General features: G+C 43.7%; 15 protein-coding genes. 9 read left to right on the forward strand and 6 right to left on the reverse strand.

All coding sequences use genetic code 11. The features are described from left to right. The first annotated feature begins 299 nt into the window (after window positions 1-299). Window positions 300-1,610: a T9SS type A sorting domain-containing protein gene (locus HF312_19225; GenBank protein ID MCU7522355.1), complete on the forward strand. Its 1,311-nt coding sequence runs from the start codon at window positions 300-302 to the stop codon at window positions 1,608-1,610. 182 nt (window positions 1,611-1,792) lie between these two features. Next, on the forward strand, window positions 1,793-2,854 hold the full coding sequence (locus tag HF312_19230; protein ID MCU7522356.1) for a hypothetical protein: 1,062 nt from the start codon (window positions 1,793-1,795) through the stop codon (window positions 2,852-2,854). Between the two features lie 185 nt (window positions 2,855-3,039). On the opposite strand, the gene HF312_19235 is transcribed toward HF312_19230, so the two are convergent. Further along, complete coding sequence (locus HF312_19235) at window positions 3,040-3,621, reverse strand: YceI family protein (protein MCU7522357.1); 582 nt, start codon at window positions 3,619-3,621, stop codon at window positions 3,040-3,042. Between the two features lie 50 nt (window positions 3,622-3,671). Then, window positions 3,672-4,016 carry a hypothetical protein gene (locus tag HF312_19240; protein ID MCU7522358.1) on the reverse strand — a complete coding sequence of 115 codons (345 nt, stop codon included), beginning with the start codon at window positions 4,014-4,016 and terminating at the stop codon, window positions 3,672-3,674. 123 nt (window positions 4,017-4,139) lie between these two features. Between HF312_19240 and HF312_19245 the strand changes: the two genes are divergently transcribed. The 3 genes from HF312_19245 (at window position 4,140) to HF312_19255 (ending at window position 7,970) form a co-directional block, all read left to right on the forward strand. Beyond that, window positions 4,140-4,829, forward strand: coding sequence for an RNA polymerase sigma factor (locus HF312_19245; GenBank protein ID MCU7522359.1), 690 nt, complete (start codon window positions 4,140-4,142; stop codon window positions 4,827-4,829). 5 nt (window positions 4,830-4,834) lie between these two features. Then, on the forward strand, window positions 4,835-5,287 hold the full coding sequence (locus HF312_19250; protein MCU7522360.1) for a hypothetical protein: 453 nt from the start codon (window positions 4,835-4,837) through the stop codon (window positions 5,285-5,287). A gap of 412 nt (window positions 5,288-5,699) precedes the next feature. Next, entirely contained in the window at window positions 5,700-7,970 is a 2,271-nt protein-coding gene (locus tag HF312_19255; GenBank protein ID MCU7522361.1) for a bifunctional YncE family protein/alkaline phosphatase family protein, read from the forward strand. An 81-nt stretch (window positions 7,971-8,051) separates the two neighbouring features. Here the strand turns inward: HF312_19255 and HF312_19260 are convergent, their stop codons facing one another. Continuing rightward, the gene (locus tag HF312_19260) at window positions 8,052-8,267 is read right to left on the reverse strand and encodes a hypothetical protein (protein ID MCU7522362.1); all 216 of its coding nucleotides are present in this window, start codon (window positions 8,265-8,267) and stop codon (window positions 8,052-8,054) included. 476 nt (window positions 8,268-8,743) lie between these two features. Between HF312_19260 and HF312_19265 the strand changes: the two genes are divergently transcribed. The 3 genes from HF312_19265 to HF312_19275 all read left to right on the forward strand — a co-directional run bounded on the left by HF312_19265 (window position 8,744) and on the right by HF312_19275 (window position 13,469). Further along, a complete protein-coding gene (locus tag HF312_19265) occupies window positions 8,744-10,567 on the forward strand; it encodes a transglutaminase domain-containing protein (GenBank protein MCU7522363.1) in 1,824 nt (607 codons plus the stop codon). Continuing rightward, the gene (locus tag HF312_19270; protein ID MCU7522364.1) at window positions 10,564-12,567 is read left to right on the forward strand and encodes a DUF3857 domain-containing protein; all 2,004 of its coding nucleotides are present in this window, start codon (window positions 10,564-10,566) and stop codon (window positions 12,565-12,567) included. Before HF312_19265 ends, HF312_19270 begins: the two co-directional genes overlap by 4 nt. Window positions 12,568-12,632: 65 nt before the next feature. Beyond that, a complete protein-coding gene (locus HF312_19275) occupies window positions 12,633-13,469 on the forward strand; it encodes a methyltransferase domain-containing protein (protein ID MCU7522365.1) in 837 nt (278 codons plus the stop codon). An 88-nt stretch (window positions 13,470-13,557) separates the two neighbouring features. Here the strand turns inward: HF312_19275 and HF312_19280 are convergent, their stop codons facing one another. Both HF312_19280 and HF312_19285 read right to left on the reverse strand, forming a co-directional pair. After that, on the reverse strand, window positions 13,558-14,250 hold the full coding sequence (locus HF312_19280) for a hypothetical protein (protein ID MCU7522366.1): 693 nt from the start codon (window positions 14,248-14,250) through the stop codon (window positions 13,558-13,560). 205 nt (window positions 14,251-14,455) lie between these two features. After that, window positions 14,456-15,577: a beta-lactamase family protein gene (locus HF312_19285; protein MCU7522367.1), complete on the reverse strand. Its 1,122-nt coding sequence runs from the start codon at window positions 15,575-15,577 to the stop codon at window positions 14,456-14,458. A gap of 234 nt (window positions 15,578-15,811) precedes the next feature. Between HF312_19285 and HF312_19290 the strand changes: the two genes are divergently transcribed. Further along, window positions 15,812-18,100 carry a T9SS type A sorting domain-containing protein gene (locus HF312_19290; GenBank protein MCU7522368.1) on the forward strand — a complete coding sequence of 763 codons (2,289 nt, stop codon included), beginning with the start codon at window positions 15,812-15,814 and terminating at the stop codon, window positions 18,098-18,100. On the opposite strand, the gene HF312_19295 is transcribed toward HF312_19290, so the two are convergent. After that, window positions 18,092-18,396 (reverse strand): hypothetical protein (locus HF312_19295; protein ID MCU7522369.1); only part of this gene is annotated, 305 nt, incomplete at its 5' end. The two genes, HF312_19290 and HF312_19295, sit on opposite strands and share 9 nt — an antisense overlap.

Genomic DNA, 18,396 nt, shown 5'->3' on the forward strand with positions numbered 1-18,396 from the left:
ATAAACAAAGATGCTTTCAGCATGTCTGTAAAATTTATGTTATAGACAAACTGCAGCATCCCCACGGCTCTCCACGGAGAGCCGTGTCTATTGCCTGCTGCTTTGCTCAGCTTCTTCATTAGTAACTTGCTACTTTATATTTAACATATTAACTTTGTAATAACATTCCCTTTTTACACTGTCCCTGTCTCATTATAGAATACAGTTATTTTTACATAAAGAGCCATTGTTTTTTGAGTTTAACACTGCCCGTTTTGTCTCTGGAAATAATATTCTGAATATAATGAGGAGAAGCAGTTATGGCACGTCTGTCTACCCTTTTTCTTTTGTTAATTGCCTTTGTTTCATCCGCATCCGTATGCCAGGCGCAGTGGATGCAGCTCAAAAGTCCCTCGGGCCTGCCCGCAGCATGGGCAACGGCCAATTCCATAGACGCCTTCGATGGCGATAATGCCGTTATATCCGTCAATGCTAACCCGGGCAGCATCTATTTAACCTCTGACGGCGGAAAAACCTGGAAACAAATATTTAATTCTTCCTCCAGTAGCTTTGTCGACCTGTCCATGCCCGCAAAGGACAACATATGGGCCACAACAGCCAAAGGCGAAATTTACTATACTTCCGACGGCGGCCAGAGCTGGAAAATCCAATACTACGACAATACCAAAAGCGGCTGCATGCTGAACTTTATTAAAATGTTCGACCTGAAAAACGGCGTGGCTATGGGAGATAACAGCTCGTCGGACCTGCCTGCGGTCTTCCTGAATACCTCCGATGGCGGAAATACCTGGACGTCTGTTAACCCTGCTGCTTTTGGCAGCTCTTCCGGCGACATGTGGCGCAGACTCGATTTCCCCAGCCTTAAAACAGGCTACTTCTTTGAATCCGGAATCAATCCCCAGTATATCTATAAGACTTTGGACGGAGGCAAAAGCTGGACTAAACTTGAGCCGCAGACTGGCCTCATGATTATTAAATTCTATGACGATAATCTGGGCATTTATATCAGAATGGTGTCCAAAGGTAACCTCGCTGTCTGCCGCACTAAAGACGGCGGAAAGAACTTCCAGTCCGTGCCTCTGCCTTCTTCCGGCTGGGGCAACGACATAGAGTTTATTCCGGGCGACCCGGCTAAGGTCTGGTTTACCGATGGGACCAAACTTTATTTCAGCACAGATACATGCGCCACTTACCACGAATACCAGCTCGGCGTTGAAAATGTAATGAACCGCGATATTGTTTTTCCGGATAAGTCCCATGGCTGGCTGATTAGCGATGACGGTATTATTTTTAAGACCGATCAGCCTTTATACACAATGGATGTAAAAGATAATCCTGCACAGGCCGCAGACTTCAGGCTTCTGCAGAATTATCCCAATCCATTTAACCCGTCAACTACCATTAGCTATTCAATCCCCGAAGGCAGAGTCGTAACACTAAAAGTTTACGACATGCTGGGTAAAGAAGTAAAAACCCTTCTGAATGAATATAATGATGCAGGAAATCATTCCCTTCAGTTCAATGCATCCGCACTCCCTTCAGGCATTTACCTCTATACTATTCAGGCCGGGGAGTTCAGGGATTCGAAAAAACTGCTTTTGATCAAATAGGATCTGGTATTAATCATTCCAGTGGTGTCGGGAACCATTTCCCCGACACCTCTTGTCCGACTTTGTATGCCAACCTCACCTCCCTCAAAAAATAATTATTTTTTCAAAAAATTTTCCGAAAACGCTCCTCGTCACCATATATATTAATAAACCCCTTTTTTCAGAATTATTGCGGCAGATCCATGAAGCTGAGGCCAGACAAAAAACGGTATTTAACTGTCCTTATTCTTGCATTGTTCTCATTTACTTTCAGTTCCTGCGTCGAGGACATTTTCGGCCCCGAGGCGGACGACCCCATTGAGATTAATTATGAATTGTGGGTCGCAAAATCCGACGGCTCATCTTCCGCCAAAATTGCTGATGGCGGCAGACTTTGCGCTTTCCTGTCCGCAACAAATAAAATTCTATACCTCAGCAGCCGAAGTTCAACTCTTGGCTTGAATGTAATAAATCCCGACGGATCCGACCAGACTTTATTGTGGAAGGACGACTATTCGGATATTAAAAATTTTTCATTCTCACCCGGCAACAGCAAAATACTTCTTCCTACCGTATATCATGGCTTATATGAACTGGATCCCGGTACACTGGGTCTGTCTCAAATCCTGAATACGGCACATACTCCTGTTGCCAGCGCCGGCTATTCAAAAAGCATGGCAAAAGTTGTCTGCCAGGATGGATTCGGCATCACTGTACTCGACAGGTATGGAAACAATAACATTGTCGATAATATTTTAACCATAAGGAGATCTTCCGATTCCGCTGTGGTTAAAAGCCCGGCTTTCATTTTTAACGATACACGGGTTATCTATCTGCAGCGGGCATGGAACTGGCCTTCAGACATATATTCACTGCGCTCTTATACTTTAAGGACAGGCACTGATTCAGAACTTATCAGCTATAAATCAATACCTCTTTTTGGAGAACACTTTGAGGTAATGGATGGAGACAGGATATTGTGCACAGTCCGTGAGGATAATAAATATTACATTAAGATCATTGATCTGGCTGATAACTCGCGCACGGTCTTACTTGGCGAAGGACAGAAATTTTCCCTGTCCCCCGACGGGAGCAAGGTCGTCATCTACGATAAAAATAACATTTACATAATTAACTCCGATGGAACAGACAGGCACCTGGTATATACGGAATTAGGGGGAAAAGTAGAATTAATAACAGCCTCACTCTCATTTGACGGCAAATATATAGTCTTCGCAAAAACGATTGATATAAGAAGATACTGATCTGAAATATCTCTCTCTCTTTTATAATGTGCTTATTGACTATCTCACGGCTGACTATCTCACGGCTGACTATCTCACGGCTGAATAGCTCACGGTGAATAGCCACTGAATAGCCACTGAATAGCCACGAGCTTTAGCTCGTGGGAACGGGCAAAAAATATTTGGGCTTTAGCCCCAGATTTTCTTTATTTTACCTTTTTCGTAAAGAAATCCAGGTTCAGCTTCATTACTTCACTGATCTTAAGAAACATCAGCTGCGGAATCGGTATGTTGTAATCCGTAAGCTTTACTTCAAAGTTGCTCTGCACCCTGTAGCCCCCGCCATCAGAGGGTATCAAAGTCCCTTTTATCGTTATCGGCTTCGTAACTCCGTGAATGAACATATTGCCTTCGGCCGTAACATTCAGCTTCCCGTCGCTCGACTTATCCGCCTTTACAAGCTTTCCCTTGAAATTCGTCATCGGATACTTGTCCGTTTCAAGATACTCCTCTTTCATGTGACGGTTCCTGAGGCCTATTCCGGTATCCAGCGTCCTTAAGTCAACTTCAAAATAAAGCTGGTTTTTATTTAATATGTCGTCTCCATCCCAGGCTATGTAGCCGTCAATCTTATCCGTCGTGCCGTCAAACGTCTCAATTTTTGCGTCAGAAGTGAACTTTACCTGGTTCTTCTTCGCTTTGTCCACGTCATGCTCGGTGGCATAAAGTGAAACCGAAATAAGAAAATACCCCAGTAGCAAAGAAGCCATTTTATTCCCGATAACCATATGAAGCCTCCTGGTATTCCAGACCCGTTTTTTTGTTGATCTAAATCCTTTTATCTTCCAAACGTATATATTATTAATATTACTAAACCTGCGGCTGCCAGTAAAGGATGAATTATTGCAAGTGCCTTTGGAGGCAGACGCTTTTTACCCATATCCATGTAAAACATTATAAATCCGCCTAAGGCTGCTATTATAAAAAGTACCAGGCTTGCTATAGTTAGGCCGGCAGCCCTGCCATTTGCTATTGTAACTATCAGGATAACAAGCGCCGCAGCCGCAAAAAGCCCGTGAAGTATTACCGAGGCCTTCGGCGAGGGCTCTGTCTTTAATATATGTGTTAAAACGTGAAGCCCGAATAAGGCCCCTATTGCGAAAAGAACGATTGCCGTGATCATTTATTGTCCCTTTTTTTTGTTCCTAATTATTTGATAATTGAGGGAATAAAAGGTTACAAAAACTGATTTGTAACCTTTCCCGCTCCCGGGAATCCAATAAGAAAGAACAGAGAGGAATAAGCAATGGTAACGGAAACAAAGTCATACACTCTGGCGGCAAATCACTTACTCAGCGATGAGGAAATTGTTAAAAAAGTCACCGGCGGCGACATTAACTTCTATGAGGTAATTATGCGCAGGTATAACCAGAGGCTTTTCAGAATAGGGCATGCATACCTCAGGGACGATGACGAAATTGAGGACGCTATTCAGTCGGCATACCTTAAAGCCTACGAACAGCTTAATAACTTCCAGGGAAGATCCAGCTTTTCCACATGGCTTATCCGCATCTACATAAATGAACTCCTCCAGGGACTCAAGAAAAAGAAACGCTTCCAGAATTACTTCGACCCTGATTTAATTAACAATTCTTATGATCCGCCGGAAGTGGGGACATACAATATGGAGACTCCTTATAATAGTACGCTTAATAACGAGCTAAAAGATATACTTGAAAAAGCTGTAGATGAACTGCCCGAAAAATACAGGGTGGTATTTATAATGCGCGAGATTGAAGATATGAGTGTCAGCGAAACCAGCAAATCCCTTAACATAACCGAAGCAAACGTCAAAGTCAGGCTTAACAGGGCAAAAAATATTTTAAGAGAAAGTCTCAGCCAGTATTATCACTATAAAGACATTTATAACTTTAATCTTATCAGATGCGACAGAATTGTTGCAAATGTATTTAAGAATATAAGAAAGGCAGAATAGAAATTATGTATTTCATAAAAAATAATTTCACCAAAAATAAATTCCGCGTGCTGCTTGCGGTGATAGTCCTGGCTTTAGTGGCGCTTGCAGGCTGCAGCAAAAATGATACAGGCACAAACAGCTACCCCGGAGGAACTACCGGAGGGGGCACGGATACCAGCAAAAATTCAGGAGGAGGCTCGGGAGGCAAGGGAACTTATAAGGTAACAATCCAGAACATGTCATTTTCTCCTTCAGCAATAACAGTCCCGGCAGGCTCAGTGGTTACATGGACAAACATGGATGGCATGGCACATACAGTCACAAGCGGCACCCCCGGCAGTCCCGATAACAAATTCGACAGCGGCAACATGAATACGAATGCCGTCTACAGCTTTACATTTAGTGCCAAAGGCACATACCCTTACTATTGCCGTTATCACTCATCCACTATGCACGGCACCGTTACAGTACAATAGCACAAAGGGGAGGGCCGCTTTTCTCTGTTCCGGCCCTCCCCGGAATGCCGGCCCATAACAATCTTTTTTATTCCCGGGGATGTCAGGAACCATTTCCTGACATCCCTCGTCCTCCGCGGAGGACGGAATCCCATATGCGTAATTGCAATAATTTTCTTACCCACACCCCATTTAACCCGAATATTATTATTTTTACATATCTGAAAACAAACACCTTACATAAGGATAAATTTAGATGAAAAATAATATTATTGCTCTTGCTGCACTGGCCGGCATCATGCTCTCCGGATGCTCTTCCTCCGGAAAAATTACAACTCCCGGCAGCATATCTGAGACCCGTGTCCTCCTTTCTAACGGGTGGTACCTTTCTCCCGCGGGCAGGCAGACCGATATTGGCGACCTCCCGCTTAATATGGCTATCAGCCCCGATGAAAATTACGCCGTAACCACAAATAACGGACAGAGTAAACCTACTCTCAGCGTAATTAACCTTAAGAAAGCTGAAACCGTACAGACCCTTAATGTGCCTAACCTCTGGGTCGGAATAAAATTTTTTGACAACGGTAATAAACTTGCCGCCTCCGCCGGCACCAGCGGAAGAATAAATATCTATAATTTTAATAACGGCACACTTACCGAAAGCGACTCAATCGTTATTGCCCAAAAATGGCCTAAGGATAAAACTTGGATTGCCGGACTCGATATCGATGAGGCTCAGGGACGCATTTACGCTGCCGACCGCTTTGCCGGAGTGCTGTACGTAATAGATATGAAAACTAAAAGCGTAACCTCCACAATAAGTCTTCCTTCAAAGCCTTATACCTGCCTTGCTTCAAAGAAAAGCAATTACGTCTATATCTCCCTCTGGGGAGGCGCGGCTATAGCGCTCCTGGATAAAAATACACTTAAAGTTGAAAAGACTATTCCCACGGGCAGCCATCCCAACGACATGATTGAATCACCAGACGGCAAATATTTATTTACCTCAAACGCAAACGTTAACTCTGTTTCAATAATTGACGTCGAAAAGGGAAGGGAAATTGAAAAAATAAATTCCGGCCTCACCCCCGATGCACCTCCGGGATCAACCCCGAACGGCGTGGCTCTTAGCCCCGACGGCAAAAAACTTTATATTGCCAATGCCGATAATAACTCCCTTGCAGTATTTGATATTTCAAATCCCGGCCGGTCGCGCTCGCTTGGCTTTATTCCAACCGGATGGTACCCCACAAGCGTAAAGATCCTTTCGGACAATACAATAATTGTAGCAAACGGCAAGGGGGGACACTCATTGGCTAACCCCAAAGGGCCAAACCCTTACTTCAGGGAGGAAGGTGAACAGTATATAGGAACACTCCTTAAAGGAACTCTTTCTGTTATAAACGACCCGAAGCCTGAAGAGATGAAAGCTTACTCGCAGGCAGTATATAAGAATTCTCCTTTTACCAACCGCCCCGATTATCTTAAAGATGCCAATCAGGATGGACCCATCCCACTAAAAGACGGCCTAAAATCGGGAAAAATTAAACACATATTCTATATTGTAAAAGAAAACAGAACCTACGACCAGGTCTTCGGCGATATGAAGGAAGGTAACGGAGACGAAAGCCTCTGCCTCTTCCCCGAAAAAGTTACCCCAAACCTTCACGCGCTTGCCCGGCAGTTCGTTCTGCTCGATAACTTCTACGCCGATGCCGAGGTGAGCGCCGACGGGCATAACTGGACTATGGGCGCTTATGCAACCGACTATGTGGAAAAATCATGGCCCAACTACTACGGCGGCCGCGGCGGGCAGTACGAGTTCGAAGGCGGCTACCCAATCGCATACCCCGAAAACGGATATTTCTGGGATAACTGCCTTAGAAATAACGTCTCTTACCGCTCTTACGGCGAATTTGTGCATAACGGCAAAACAGACCAGGATTCATCCAAAGCCGCCATCAAATCGCTCGAAGGGCACGTGGCTCCTTTTTACTGGGGATGGGATCTTGCCTATTCAGACCTCGAACGCGTGAAGCATTGGACGAAAGAGTTTGACGAATATGAGAAAAACGGAAACCTCCCTGAATTCCAGGTCCTCAGGCTCCCTAACGATCACACCTGGGGCACATCCACAAGCAGGCTTTCTCCAATTTCCTACGCCGCACAAAACGACCAGGCCGTTGGAATGCTCGTTGAAAGAATTTCACACAGCAGGTACTGGAACGAATGCGCAATATTCATAATTGAGGACGACGCACAGAACGGTCCCGACCACATCGATGCCCACAGGACGGAGGCCCTTGTAATAAGCCCTTATACAAAACATAAATTTGTGGATCACGAGATGTATTCCACAAGCTCAATGATTAGAACAATGGAACTGATCCTGGGCCTCCCCCCAATGTCGCAGTACGACGCCGCGGCCCGCCCGATGTACAATTCCTTTACCTCCATAGCCGACCTCTCGCCTTACACGGCGCTGAAGGCCAATGTCGACATAAATGAAAAAAATAAGAAGGGCTCATTCGGACAGCTGAGAAGCGATAGTATGGATTTCTCCAAAGAAGACGCTGCAGGCGATATCGAGCTGAATGAAATAGTCTGGAAATCTGTTAAAGGGGAAGATTCCCCAATGCCCGCTCCTGTAAGAAGCGCATTTATTAACTACAGGACAGACAAAACTGACGATGACGACGATTAACCATTTAAGGTAATAAAAAAGCCCCGGGACCTTTAGAATCCCGGGGCAATTATCTGGGGTTTTTGAGAGAAAAATTATTTTTTATCCGCCATTCCGGCTCAGCCTGTTAATTTCCTTTACAATTGAATCTATTTCCTCGTCTGAAAAACCTTTCCTTTTGGCAACTGCTTCAAGTGAGTCAGTATCGGTTTCAATGCAGCCCAGGCCGCAAAGCCCCTTTTTAATCAAAAAGGGAAGTGAAGAGGGAACCATCCTTAAAATTTCAACTATTAAATAATTTTTATATACTCTTAACATAAATATCTTTCTGAAGAGCTCATTGTCCGTTTTTAATGCTTTCCCGGAATCCTTAAAACAGGCTGTTTCAGTATGACCTTCTCTGAATCTTAAAAGTTCCTGCCGCCTCTAAAAGTTTGATGCAGAATAAAATTAAAGGATTCAGGTTCAACTCTGGTTATATATTAATAATGCAAAAACTGGCAAAATAGTTTACTTTGGGAAAAATATTTCCATGCCCGCCGCTAATTTTTAATTTTAATATTTTTTCCCTTCAGAGAAAGAAATATTTCTGTTATTATTGGGGTGCGTTTTTTTGTTTATTTATACTCTGCCTGCCCGGCTGGGTAAAAGCCCCGGTGAGCTAAGAACCTTGCGCCGTTTTGCTTAAAGAAGATTTATTGAACCCTGGAAACATGAATCGTTTCTATAGATGTTTTGGCTGATTCTGTTAACTGTTATCTCATAAATTCTTTAACTCATACACATTTTTACGAATGAAAAAATACTATTTAGCTTGTCTGGCGCTTTTCCTCATATGCGGATGCAGCAGTAATTTCCTTCAGTATGAAACCATTAAAAGTTTTAAGGTGCCTTCCTATGGCGAAAACCATACGGTTTACCTCAAAAGAACGTACACGCTCGGCCAGAAGGGCAGGATCTCAGAATCCACTCACAAATTAGTTAAGCTCTCTGATGATATAAAAAACAGAACCCAGTCACTTAATGTCACCCTTGGCTCAATGGACGAGCTGGAATCCTTCCATGCCAGACTGATAGATAAAGACGGCTCTGCAATTGAAAGCTATGGAAAAGGGGACCTGCTTACCGGCAACTCCAGCTCAAACGGTGTTATTCATGAAAGAACCGCTTACTCACTCCCGCTTGGTGAGAAAAACCAGGAGGGTGACTTTGTGGAGTTCATTTACTCCGTAAAAGAGGGATTCCCGTCTCTTGGCCTATCCTTCAGCCCGGCTGAGGCAGGAATGAAAGCTGATGAAGTAGTTCTGGAGATAATTGTTCCGGATAGTTACAAGCTCCAATATAAGTCCGTAAACGGCAGCACAACTCCCGCCGTTTCCCAAAAAGAGAATAATACTGCATATACATTCCGCTGGACAAATTATAAAAATAAACCTTACAGCAGCCCGTTTGAGAAACTGAACAATGAGCCGGAAATAATTGCCTCTTTCTCCAGGCTTGGCGAAAATGCCGCAGGCTCATGGGTGGAATTCGGCAACTGGTACCTGGATCTCATCAGTGACAAGATTAAACCCAATGACGAAATTAAAGCCCTGGCTGAAGACCTTACCCGAGGCTTAACAGACCCTAAAGAAAAAATGGACGCAATATTTAACTACTGCCAGAAAAATATAAGGTATGAGCAGGTCTATATTCAGGGAGGGGAGTTTATTCCAAATGATTGCTCTTTAATACTTAAAAGAAAGTTCGGCGACTGTAAGGATTATTCTGCAATCATTTACACTCTTGCCAAATGCGCCGGCGTCAATGCCAGCCTTGCCCTGTGCTTCAGGGGAAGGGGAGTCGAATTCTACGATATCCCCGCCAGCCAGTTTAATCACGCTATCGTCCATTATTTTTATAAAGGAAAAGATTACTGGTACGACGGCACCAACAGGATAAGCGAAGCAGGACTTACAACTTTCGACCTGGCCAACCAGACGGCACTAGTAATTGAAAAGGATAATTCCAGGCCCGTAAAAATCGCTGAGAATGAAATGAACCTTTTCAGCATAACGGGCGAACTAAAGGAAGACGGCAACGGCTTTCTGGCTGAACTGAAACTCTCATTCGCCAAACAGTATGCAATTGATTTCCTCTTTCCCGATATCTTCCTAAACAGAACGGATATGAAAGATTATATTACGCACTGGATCAAAGAAAACCTCTCGCGCAATATATCGGTTTCGGAAATGAAGTGGAATAAAGGTAACGATGGCACTTTTGAAGTTTTCCTTAATGGTAAACTTCCTAATTCATTTACCAGAATTGCTCCTGCCTGCTATACCAGTTTCTGTAAAATATTCCCTGATCTCTTCTACGATGGAACATTAGACAAAGATGATGAGCTCTTTTATTTCCCAAAGTTTAACCGTATCAGCCTTGCGCTTCAGATTCCCGGTATGCAGAACACAGAAGCAGCTTCGGGCAATGCTGCGGCTGTACTAAACTATTCATACCAGATCCCAATAGGCCCTTTCGTTACTGAGCCCGCCAGAAAGGACTTCATTGAAAAATACAACGGCATATATTCAGACTTACATAAAAAATTCAAACTAACAAACCGGAATGCAAAATGAATTTATTGAAATCCCTTACCGTTCTATCGTTGTTTATTCCATGCATCCTCTTCGCGCAGGAGGATTTTACAAGGGCGCTTCCCGATAAGGCTCTTTTAGAAAAGCTTTCTAAGGAAAAATTTCCAAACTCCGATGCCATTATTATACTCAAAGAGCAGAGCTTCCAGGAAACAGGCGGCGAGTTCTTTTATTACGGCGTGGATATCCCTACCAGAAATACCATTTTTACCAAGGTCCTCATGGTAAAGCTCCTTAATGAGTCCGCGGTTAAAAGATACGGCAGCTTCGAATATGAATACCTGGAACCCTTCGGAGATGAAATTAAAAACGGCTTTGCCGCTAAGGTGAGAGTTATGAAACCCGACGGCCGGGTTTCCGTAATGCCCGATGACGAAGTTAAGATCATTGTTACCTCCCGCGATAAAAACGGCGAACCCCTGATGAGAAAAGCAATGTTCAACGTTCCCGACCTTGCTGCGGGCGACTTTCTGCAGATTGAATACCAGGCGATGGATGTGTTCTCATCCTCCAGCGCAGGGCTTTTCTTCTATAACGATGAGGATATAACACTAATCTCAAATGTTTATATAACCCTCCCGGCCAAAGAGGAATATGAATTTAAGAACTATCCTGCCGAAAGAATAGGCCAGCCGAAAATCCAGCAGATCGGCCAGAACTACGGCGACGGCGAAACTTACTTCTGGAGCCTCAGAAGCCTGAACGCCATGCCCTCAGAAGTGTTTTCACTCCCTTTCTCCGACCGCTCAATGATGACATGCTTCTATATGAATAATAAATATATCGGCGACCACAACGACTGGAACAGTATTACCGAAAGATATTTCGATAAGATTCTCGATAAGGGATCTGTCGGCTCCGGCGAAATTGAACTGCTTGGATTTAAGAAAAATGAGGAAAATATCGATATCAACAGAATCGACAGCCTCTATAAAGCAATGAGAAAATATTTCGCGCTGAATAAGAAAAATTATGTTTATCCCAGAATGGACGACCTTGATAAGGTATTTGAAGAGAAAAAAGGCGATGCTACCGATATCGCTTACATCATGTATAAAATACTTGAAAAGTGGGACCTTAAACCAAAAGCCGTGCTTATACGCGACCGCAGGGACGGCAAATATGAAAACGACGCTCCTAGCATGATATGGTTCGATAGAATTGCAGTACTCGTTGAAATAAATGGAAAGGAAAAGCTATACGACTTCGACCGCTCGCTCCCTTCGGTGCCGGAGAACCCATGGTATCTGAATAACCTCAGCATGCCCGTTGTTTCTGATCTGCCGTGCGTTCATAAATTGTATTCATTTACAGATAAGCCCGAAAATAATGCGGCATCTGAAATTCACAGGCTCAAACTGTCAGGCGATGCCGTTTTGACGGATTCACTCGAGCTTTCATATACCGGCTCACTTGCCCAGCGCATGAGGTATAAACTTTACGACTACAACAAAGGCAGGGCTGAAGAATTTTTCAAAGAAAAAATTGCAGCCTCTGTTCCTAAGCCCGAAATACTTCTTCTTAACAACTATTCAGATGAGAGCAGAATTCTGGCAAAGGCTTCAGGCAAGTCACAGTTCAAAAGCGAAGTTATAGATTCATTCCTTACAGTCAACACAGGAAATATAGTTCTCTCGGAATTCAGGGATAAACTGTTTACCTCGCAGAGGTTTAACGACATCTATTTCGATTCCCCGTACAGCTTTAATGTGCAGTATGAAATACAGGTCCCTGAAGGCTACAGGCTTTATTCAAAGCTTTCAGATTTTAACAGCACTTCACCCCTGGGTCTTAACTTCAGCATAAAGTATAATACTGATGGCGGCAAAATTGTAATAAATGCGCGTGAGGTTATTTCAACTGTGGTTCATCCGGCCAAAAATTATAATGGCATAATGGCTCACCTGGATAACTCACTTAAAGAGCTTGGTAAAGACATAATATTCGTTAAGAACAATACTTCTGTCGCTTCCAAAAAATAAATACCTTTATGTTTAATATAAGAGGCAGATCAGCTATGCCTCTTTCTTAATAAGGAGGCTTCTTTATGCATAACTTTTTACCCTCTCAGTTTGACTTCAACAACCCCGATTCAGTATCAATTATTGATGAACTCCCTTTGTGGTCGGCTCCATTTGGACTAAAGCTTCTGGACGCAATTAAAATTAAACCCGGTATGACCGTCCTCGATATCGGTTTCGGACTGGGCTTCCCCCTAATAGAAATTGCCCAGAGGTTAGGCAGAACCGCAAAACTGTACGGAATTGATCCCTGGGAAGCTGCCGTGCAGAGGGCCCGAAAGAAAATCAGCATTCTTGGAATAGAAAACATTGAACTCATTACGGGCGCCGCTGAAAATATTCCTCTTCCCAATTCCTCGGTTGATTTAATAGTATCCAACAATGGAATTAACAACGTTCAGGATATAAGTAAAGTCTTCAGCGAATGCTCAAGAATTGCAAAACCGGGCGCGCAGTTTGTGGCAGCGGTAAACCTGCCCGAAACAATGATTGAATTCTACAGCATCTTTATGGAGGTGTTAGGGGACTTCAATATGACCGAAAAAATACCTGATATAAAAGAACACATACACAAAAAACGCCTGCCTCTTCAGGAATTAAAAGACCTTTTTGCAGCTAACAATTTCGAAGTAGCCGGATCAGAGGTCGATTCCTTCAGGTACAGGTTCGTCAACGGTACAGCCATGTTCGATTATCCATTCATACGCAATAACTTTATGGACAGCTGGCTTGCAATTGTACCCCCGGAAAGGGTAAACAAAGTCTTCAATGAAATAGAATCCAGAATGAACCTCATCAGTCAAAAAAAAGGTGAGTGGGTTCTCACAATTCCCCTTGTAACCATCAGCGCAATTAAAAAATAAATATCATGCTGATTGTGAAATACGGATTTTAAAACAAAAAACCTGAGAAACGTTATTTCACGCTTCTCAGGTTTTTGTTATTTACTGCTTATTTAGTCGTGTCATTCTGATGCTGCATGTCATCCTGATGCTGCATGTCATCCTGATGCTGCATGTCATTCAGCTTCTGTGGGCTCTTCTTCAGTGACGCAAAAACCTGTTTCTTAACATCACCCCACCACTGCTGCTTGTTCTGCTCATACCTTGATGTCTGCACATCGTTGTCAAACACCTTCTTTATCTTCTTGTCGGCACTCTTATCGGCATCCTTATAATCCGACATCAGATCAGAGTTCGCACCCACATAATACTTATCGACGTTGGTCCCCAGTATTCCACTCATATTAACGTTAGCCGAGCTGCTTCCCGTAGCTTCCTGGTTCTCGGCTGTCTCGTTCGGATGCTTCTCAAAATACTTTGACCTTGCATCAGCCAGTTCATTCCTGTAGTCTTTCAGTATTTCAACTAGGTCCGGAGCCTTGTCAGTTGACAGCCCGGTCTGGTTTATCAGATCATTTGCAAGCTTTGCGGCCTGAGAGTTAAAGGACAGGTCCTGTGCACTTGGCGATGGCGACTGCGTTTGCGGGGACGCAGAGGGTTCTTTCGGCGATGGTATTGTAGTCGGTGTAGGTATCGAAGGCGACTGCATCCTGGTGCTATCCTGTGCATAAACAGCAACGCTAATAAACAAGACTACAACAACAGACCACAGAACTTCTGGAACACGATTTATTCTTTTCATCTTAATTCTCCTTTGTTTTTTTAGGATCACTTATTTTTATAAAGCTTCTCCTTTCCGGTATCTATTTCTACGTTAGGCATTTTAATGATGATCTGCAAGTCAATTAGTCCTGCGTAGGCAGACTGGCGGGATTAAAATAAAAAAACCTCAATTTCCGCGAGGAAATGAGGCCTTATTCAATTTAATCCGTATATGTCTTATTCAGCTACTGAGTCGGTGTTTCCTTTTTTGCTATCTGCGGCTTGCTGAAAATTATGCTCTGCAGGGCAGCTGTAATTCCGTAAACGTCCGACTTATCCGAATTGCAGAGTAGTATTATCACAGTGTGCTTGTCCAGGTAACGCGTTATAATGGAAAGAAATCCGAATATGTTCCCCATATGGGATACAACGCGCGAAGCAGTCCCGTCAGACAGCTGAAGTTTTTTGCTCTCCCACCCGTAACCGTAACCGCCCAGGTTCGGCGTAAACATCTGATCCCGCATCCTGTACGAAAGAAGCTTGTCGGTATATAAAGCCCTGTCATAGAGATAAAGATCCTTCACCGTTGAAATAATGTCTCCTGTGGCAAGTGCGGTGGACATGTTGCGGTATGTGGCGTTCTGGTATCCTGCGTCGGGTTTCTCGTATCCGCTTGCCCTGTTCTTTTCAAGTTTTCTCTGGTTATCCACGGCAGTATTCTTCATGCCGATTCGGTCAAAGATTCTTTTCTTTACCAGTTCCGCGTAGCTTTCCCCGGTCACTTTCTCCAGCATCACGCCAAGCACATAATAGTTGAAACTTGAGTAAAGATATTTTGTACCGGGCTCTGAAAGCAGAGGCCGGTCCCAGAAAAGCTTAATAAAATCTGTATGCTTATAAGGCATAAGGCTGTAATACTGGAAAAAGTGCGGCACATAATCGTAATGCCCGATGCCAGAAGTATGTGAAAGCAGGTTGTGAATTGTTATTCTGCTCCCGTTTTTTGAAGGGTAGTCCGGTATATAGCTCGTAATCTTTGAATTCAGCTTAACCCTTCCTTCCTCAACCTGCTGCATTACAAGAAGGGAAGTGAAGGTTTTTGTAATGGATGCTATTCTGAACTTTGTGTCCGGTGTGTTCGGAACACCAAGCTCAAGATTGGCATAACCGAAGCCTTTTTCATAGATAATACCCGAGTCATCCCCTATAAGCACTGAGCCCTGGAGTTTCCCGGAATTGTAGTATTCCGTCAGTAATTTGTCAATTTCCTGAGTCTTGCTGTTTTGAGCAGATATAGGGCCTGAAAACGCCGGCAGAAATAAAAGCGTAAAAAAAGATACCAGGAGCTGTAAGCGTGGATTTTTCAAAAGAACCATTCCCGTATTGTATTTTAGATCAGTATTAGAATCAATTTATGCTGCCGAAATTATAAAAATATTTGCACTTATTCCACGCAATTCAGAATGTTCTTCCGTCCAACGTTCTTCCGTCCAACGTTCTTCCGTCGAACCTTGCACTTTCCTCCTTGACCTCAAAAATTAAAAATGGTATGTTTACTCCCAACGTTAACTTATTAATTTATAATGTTCTAAGGGAGTAATTTGAAAAAAACTTTTACCACCAGACTTTTATTGTTTTTTGTACTGCTTTCTTCATCTTTATTCGCCCAGGCAGGCACTTACTACGATAAGATATCAACATCAAGCTCTACTTTTATACAGGACCTTCAGAATTGCATAAGAAACCCGTATCAGAAGTGGACTTATGATGATTATAAAACGACCATGATACCTTATGTCTCCAGAGATACCTCGAACGGCAGGAAAGTTATAACCTGCGTCTACAGCGGCGAAAATTATGTATATACACCTCCTTTTGCCTGGATTCCCTACAGCCGCGAACACACTTGGTGCCACAGCTGGATGCCCGCTTACCTGAATAATAAGGATGATTCGGGTCCCGAGTATTCCGATCAGCACCACCTCTTTCCGGCTAACCAGGATAAAGCTAATGGAATAAGAAGCAATCACCCCCTTGGAAATGTTACAAATGCAACCTACCAGTACCTCGAAGGAAAACTGGGTACAAACGCAAATTCACAGGGCAAGGAGATCTGGGAACCCAGAGCCTCACATAAGGGTGATGCCGCTAGAGCACTCCTTTATATGTCTCTTAAATATAACGGCGTCAGGGGCGACTGGACATTTAACCACCTGAACAGCGTAACACTTCCGAATTCCGGGGAAGCTCCGGAGGACCTGAATACACTCCTCGAATGGAACCGGCAGGATCCCCCCGATAAATGGGAAGTGGAAAGAAATAACTATGTCCAGAGCATTCAGCTGAACAGAAATCCTTTTGTAGACCACCCTGAATATGTTAATTATATTAATTTTAACGACCTCACAGCTCTTAACCCAACATTTGCTGCTGAACCCGAAAACTATCCCTCAGCCATTACAGCAAATGCAAAGGATAGCTCCATAACACTCAAATGGATAAAACCTGCAGATGGAGCTCAGGCACCTTCAGGCTACCTTGTGCAGGTCTTTGAAAAAGATAATTATTTTATCCCGATGGATGGGGCAGTCTATACCGACGACAGTAATATCTTGGACGGCTGGGGAGTGTTTAACGTCCCGGCCTCCGCTGGCGATTCAATCCAGATATGCAAACTCAAAACAGGAACCACCTATTATTTTACGGTGTATTCATATAACGGCACAGGAAACCAGATAAATTATAAGATTGGCGGTACAGTCCCCAAAATTAATGCTAGAACTGCCGGTGCCTCGGCAACAGCAGTCTATTTTACTTCTGAAAAAGCCACCGTTAACGAAGGCGGCACATATCAGCTCAGTGTTTCTATTTCTGATCCAAGCCCCGTTAACCCAACTACTGTTGAAGTGGCGGTTTCTTCAGGCAGCGCTGCTTATATAGGAGGCTTTAAAACTCAAACTGTTACATTCCCGGCTAACAGCAGTGCCCCTCAGATAATAACCTTAAATCTGACAGACGATAATGTGGTCTTAGGGACACAAACTGTTGCACTGAAACTCCAGAACGTTCAGGGCGGAAATTTCACTTCAATTAAACTCCCGTCCACTTTTACATTATCAATTCTGGATAACGACGGCTCACAGCAGGGAGGCGGGTTTGAGGACTTTGCAAATTTCCCAACGTCCACCAGCTCGGGTTACACTTCTGGCTCTTTTAAGGGAAAGGATGGCTCTCAATGGTCATATGTTGGCTGTTATCAAAATCCAACTGCCCCCCTTCTCACTCCTCCTTTTCCTGTATTTCAGAGGGGGTCAAAGGTGATCTCAAGTGTAACCTCCGGCATTATTCAGGGCGGATGTGGAGTACTGAATTTTAAGTATATGCAGCCCTTTTCAACAAATGTTTATCTTGGTGTCTATGTTAATGATCAGCTTGTGGGTACTGTTACCACAAACAATCAGATGTCAGTTGAAGCTGCCTCAGGTCCTATTACTGTTAACGTTGCAGGACCTTTTACATTAAAATTCCAGCAGATCGATGCATCCTCGGGCCAGGCGTCCATCGATGACGTGCAGTGGACGGGGTATGGAACAAGCGATGTCAATGATTCAAAAACCACAATTCCTCAAACAATGTATCTTGAGCAGAGCTACCCGAATCCCTGTAATCCCGAGGCCGTAATAAGCTACGGATTAAATGAAAACTCTCACGTATCGCTGAAAGTTTACAATACAATCGGCGTTGAAGTGGCATCACTCGTAAACGGATATCAGACTGCAGGCACGCACACGGTGAAATTTAACGGTTCAAGCCTCCCAAGCGGAATCTACCTCTACCGTCTTGAAGCAGGCAAATACACCTTCACCAGAAAGCTCGTCCTCTTAAAGTAATTTTTTCCACAAGGCTGCCGCCAGCGCGGCAGCCCTATTTATATCTGTTAACCTCTCCACAATTGAATTATCAAAACCTGAATAGCTCCTGAATAGCTCCTGAATAGCCGCTGACTTGCCCCTGAATAGCTCCTGAATAGCTCCTGAATAGCCCCTGAATAGCCCCTGAATAGCCCCTGAATAGCTCCTGAATAGCCGCTGACTTGCCCCTGAATAGCTCCTGAATAGCCCCTGAATAGCCCCTGAATAGAAGTTATGTTTAAAAATAGGTTGTAAGAGGATATAAAAAAAGAGCA

This window comes from Ignavibacteria bacterium (assembly GCA_025612375.1).
Lineage (GTDB): Bacteria > Bacteroidota > Ignavibacteria > Ignavibacteriales > SURF-24 > JAAXKN01.

Coding starts and splice junctions, on each gene's coding strand:
- HF312_19245 (MCU7522359.1), top strand. CDS start 4,140: ATGGTAACGGAAACAAAGTCATACACTCTGGCGGCAAATCACTTACTC.
- HF312_19270 (MCU7522364.1), top strand. CDS start 10,564: ATGAATTTATTGAAATCCCTTACCGTTCTATCGTTGTTTATTCCATGC.
- HF312_19260 (MCU7522362.1), bottom strand. CDS start 8,267: ATGTTAAGAGTATATAAAAATTATTTAATAGTTGAAATTTTAAGGATG.
- HF312_19275 (MCU7522365.1), top strand. CDS start 12,633: ATGCATAACTTTTTACCCTCTCAGTTTGACTTCAACAACCCCGATTCA.
- HF312_19230 (MCU7522356.1), top strand. CDS start 1,793: ATGAAGCTGAGGCCAGACAAAAAACGGTATTTAACTGTCCTTATTCTT.
- HF312_19250 (MCU7522360.1), top strand. CDS start 4,835: ATGTATTTCATAAAAAATAATTTCACCAAAAATAAATTCCGCGTGCTG.
- HF312_19235 (MCU7522357.1), bottom strand. CDS start 3,621: ATGGTTATCGGGAATAAAATGGCTTCTTTGCTACTGGGGTATTTTCTT.
- HF312_19280 (MCU7522366.1), bottom strand. CDS start 14,250: ATGAAAAGAATAAATCGTGTTCCAGAAGTTCTGTGGTCTGTTGTTGTA.
- HF312_19255 (MCU7522361.1), top strand. CDS start 5,700: ATGGCTATCAGCCCCGATGAAAATTACGCCGTAACCACAAATAACGGA.
- HF312_19225 (MCU7522355.1), top strand. CDS start 300: ATGGCACGTCTGTCTACCCTTTTTCTTTTGTTAATTGCCTTTGTTTCA.
- HF312_19240 (MCU7522358.1), bottom strand. CDS start 4,016: ATGATCACGGCAATCGTTCTTTTCGCAATAGGGGCCTTATTCGGGCTT.
- HF312_19265 (MCU7522363.1), top strand. CDS start 8,744: ATGAAAAAATACTATTTAGCTTGTCTGGCGCTTTTCCTCATATGCGGA.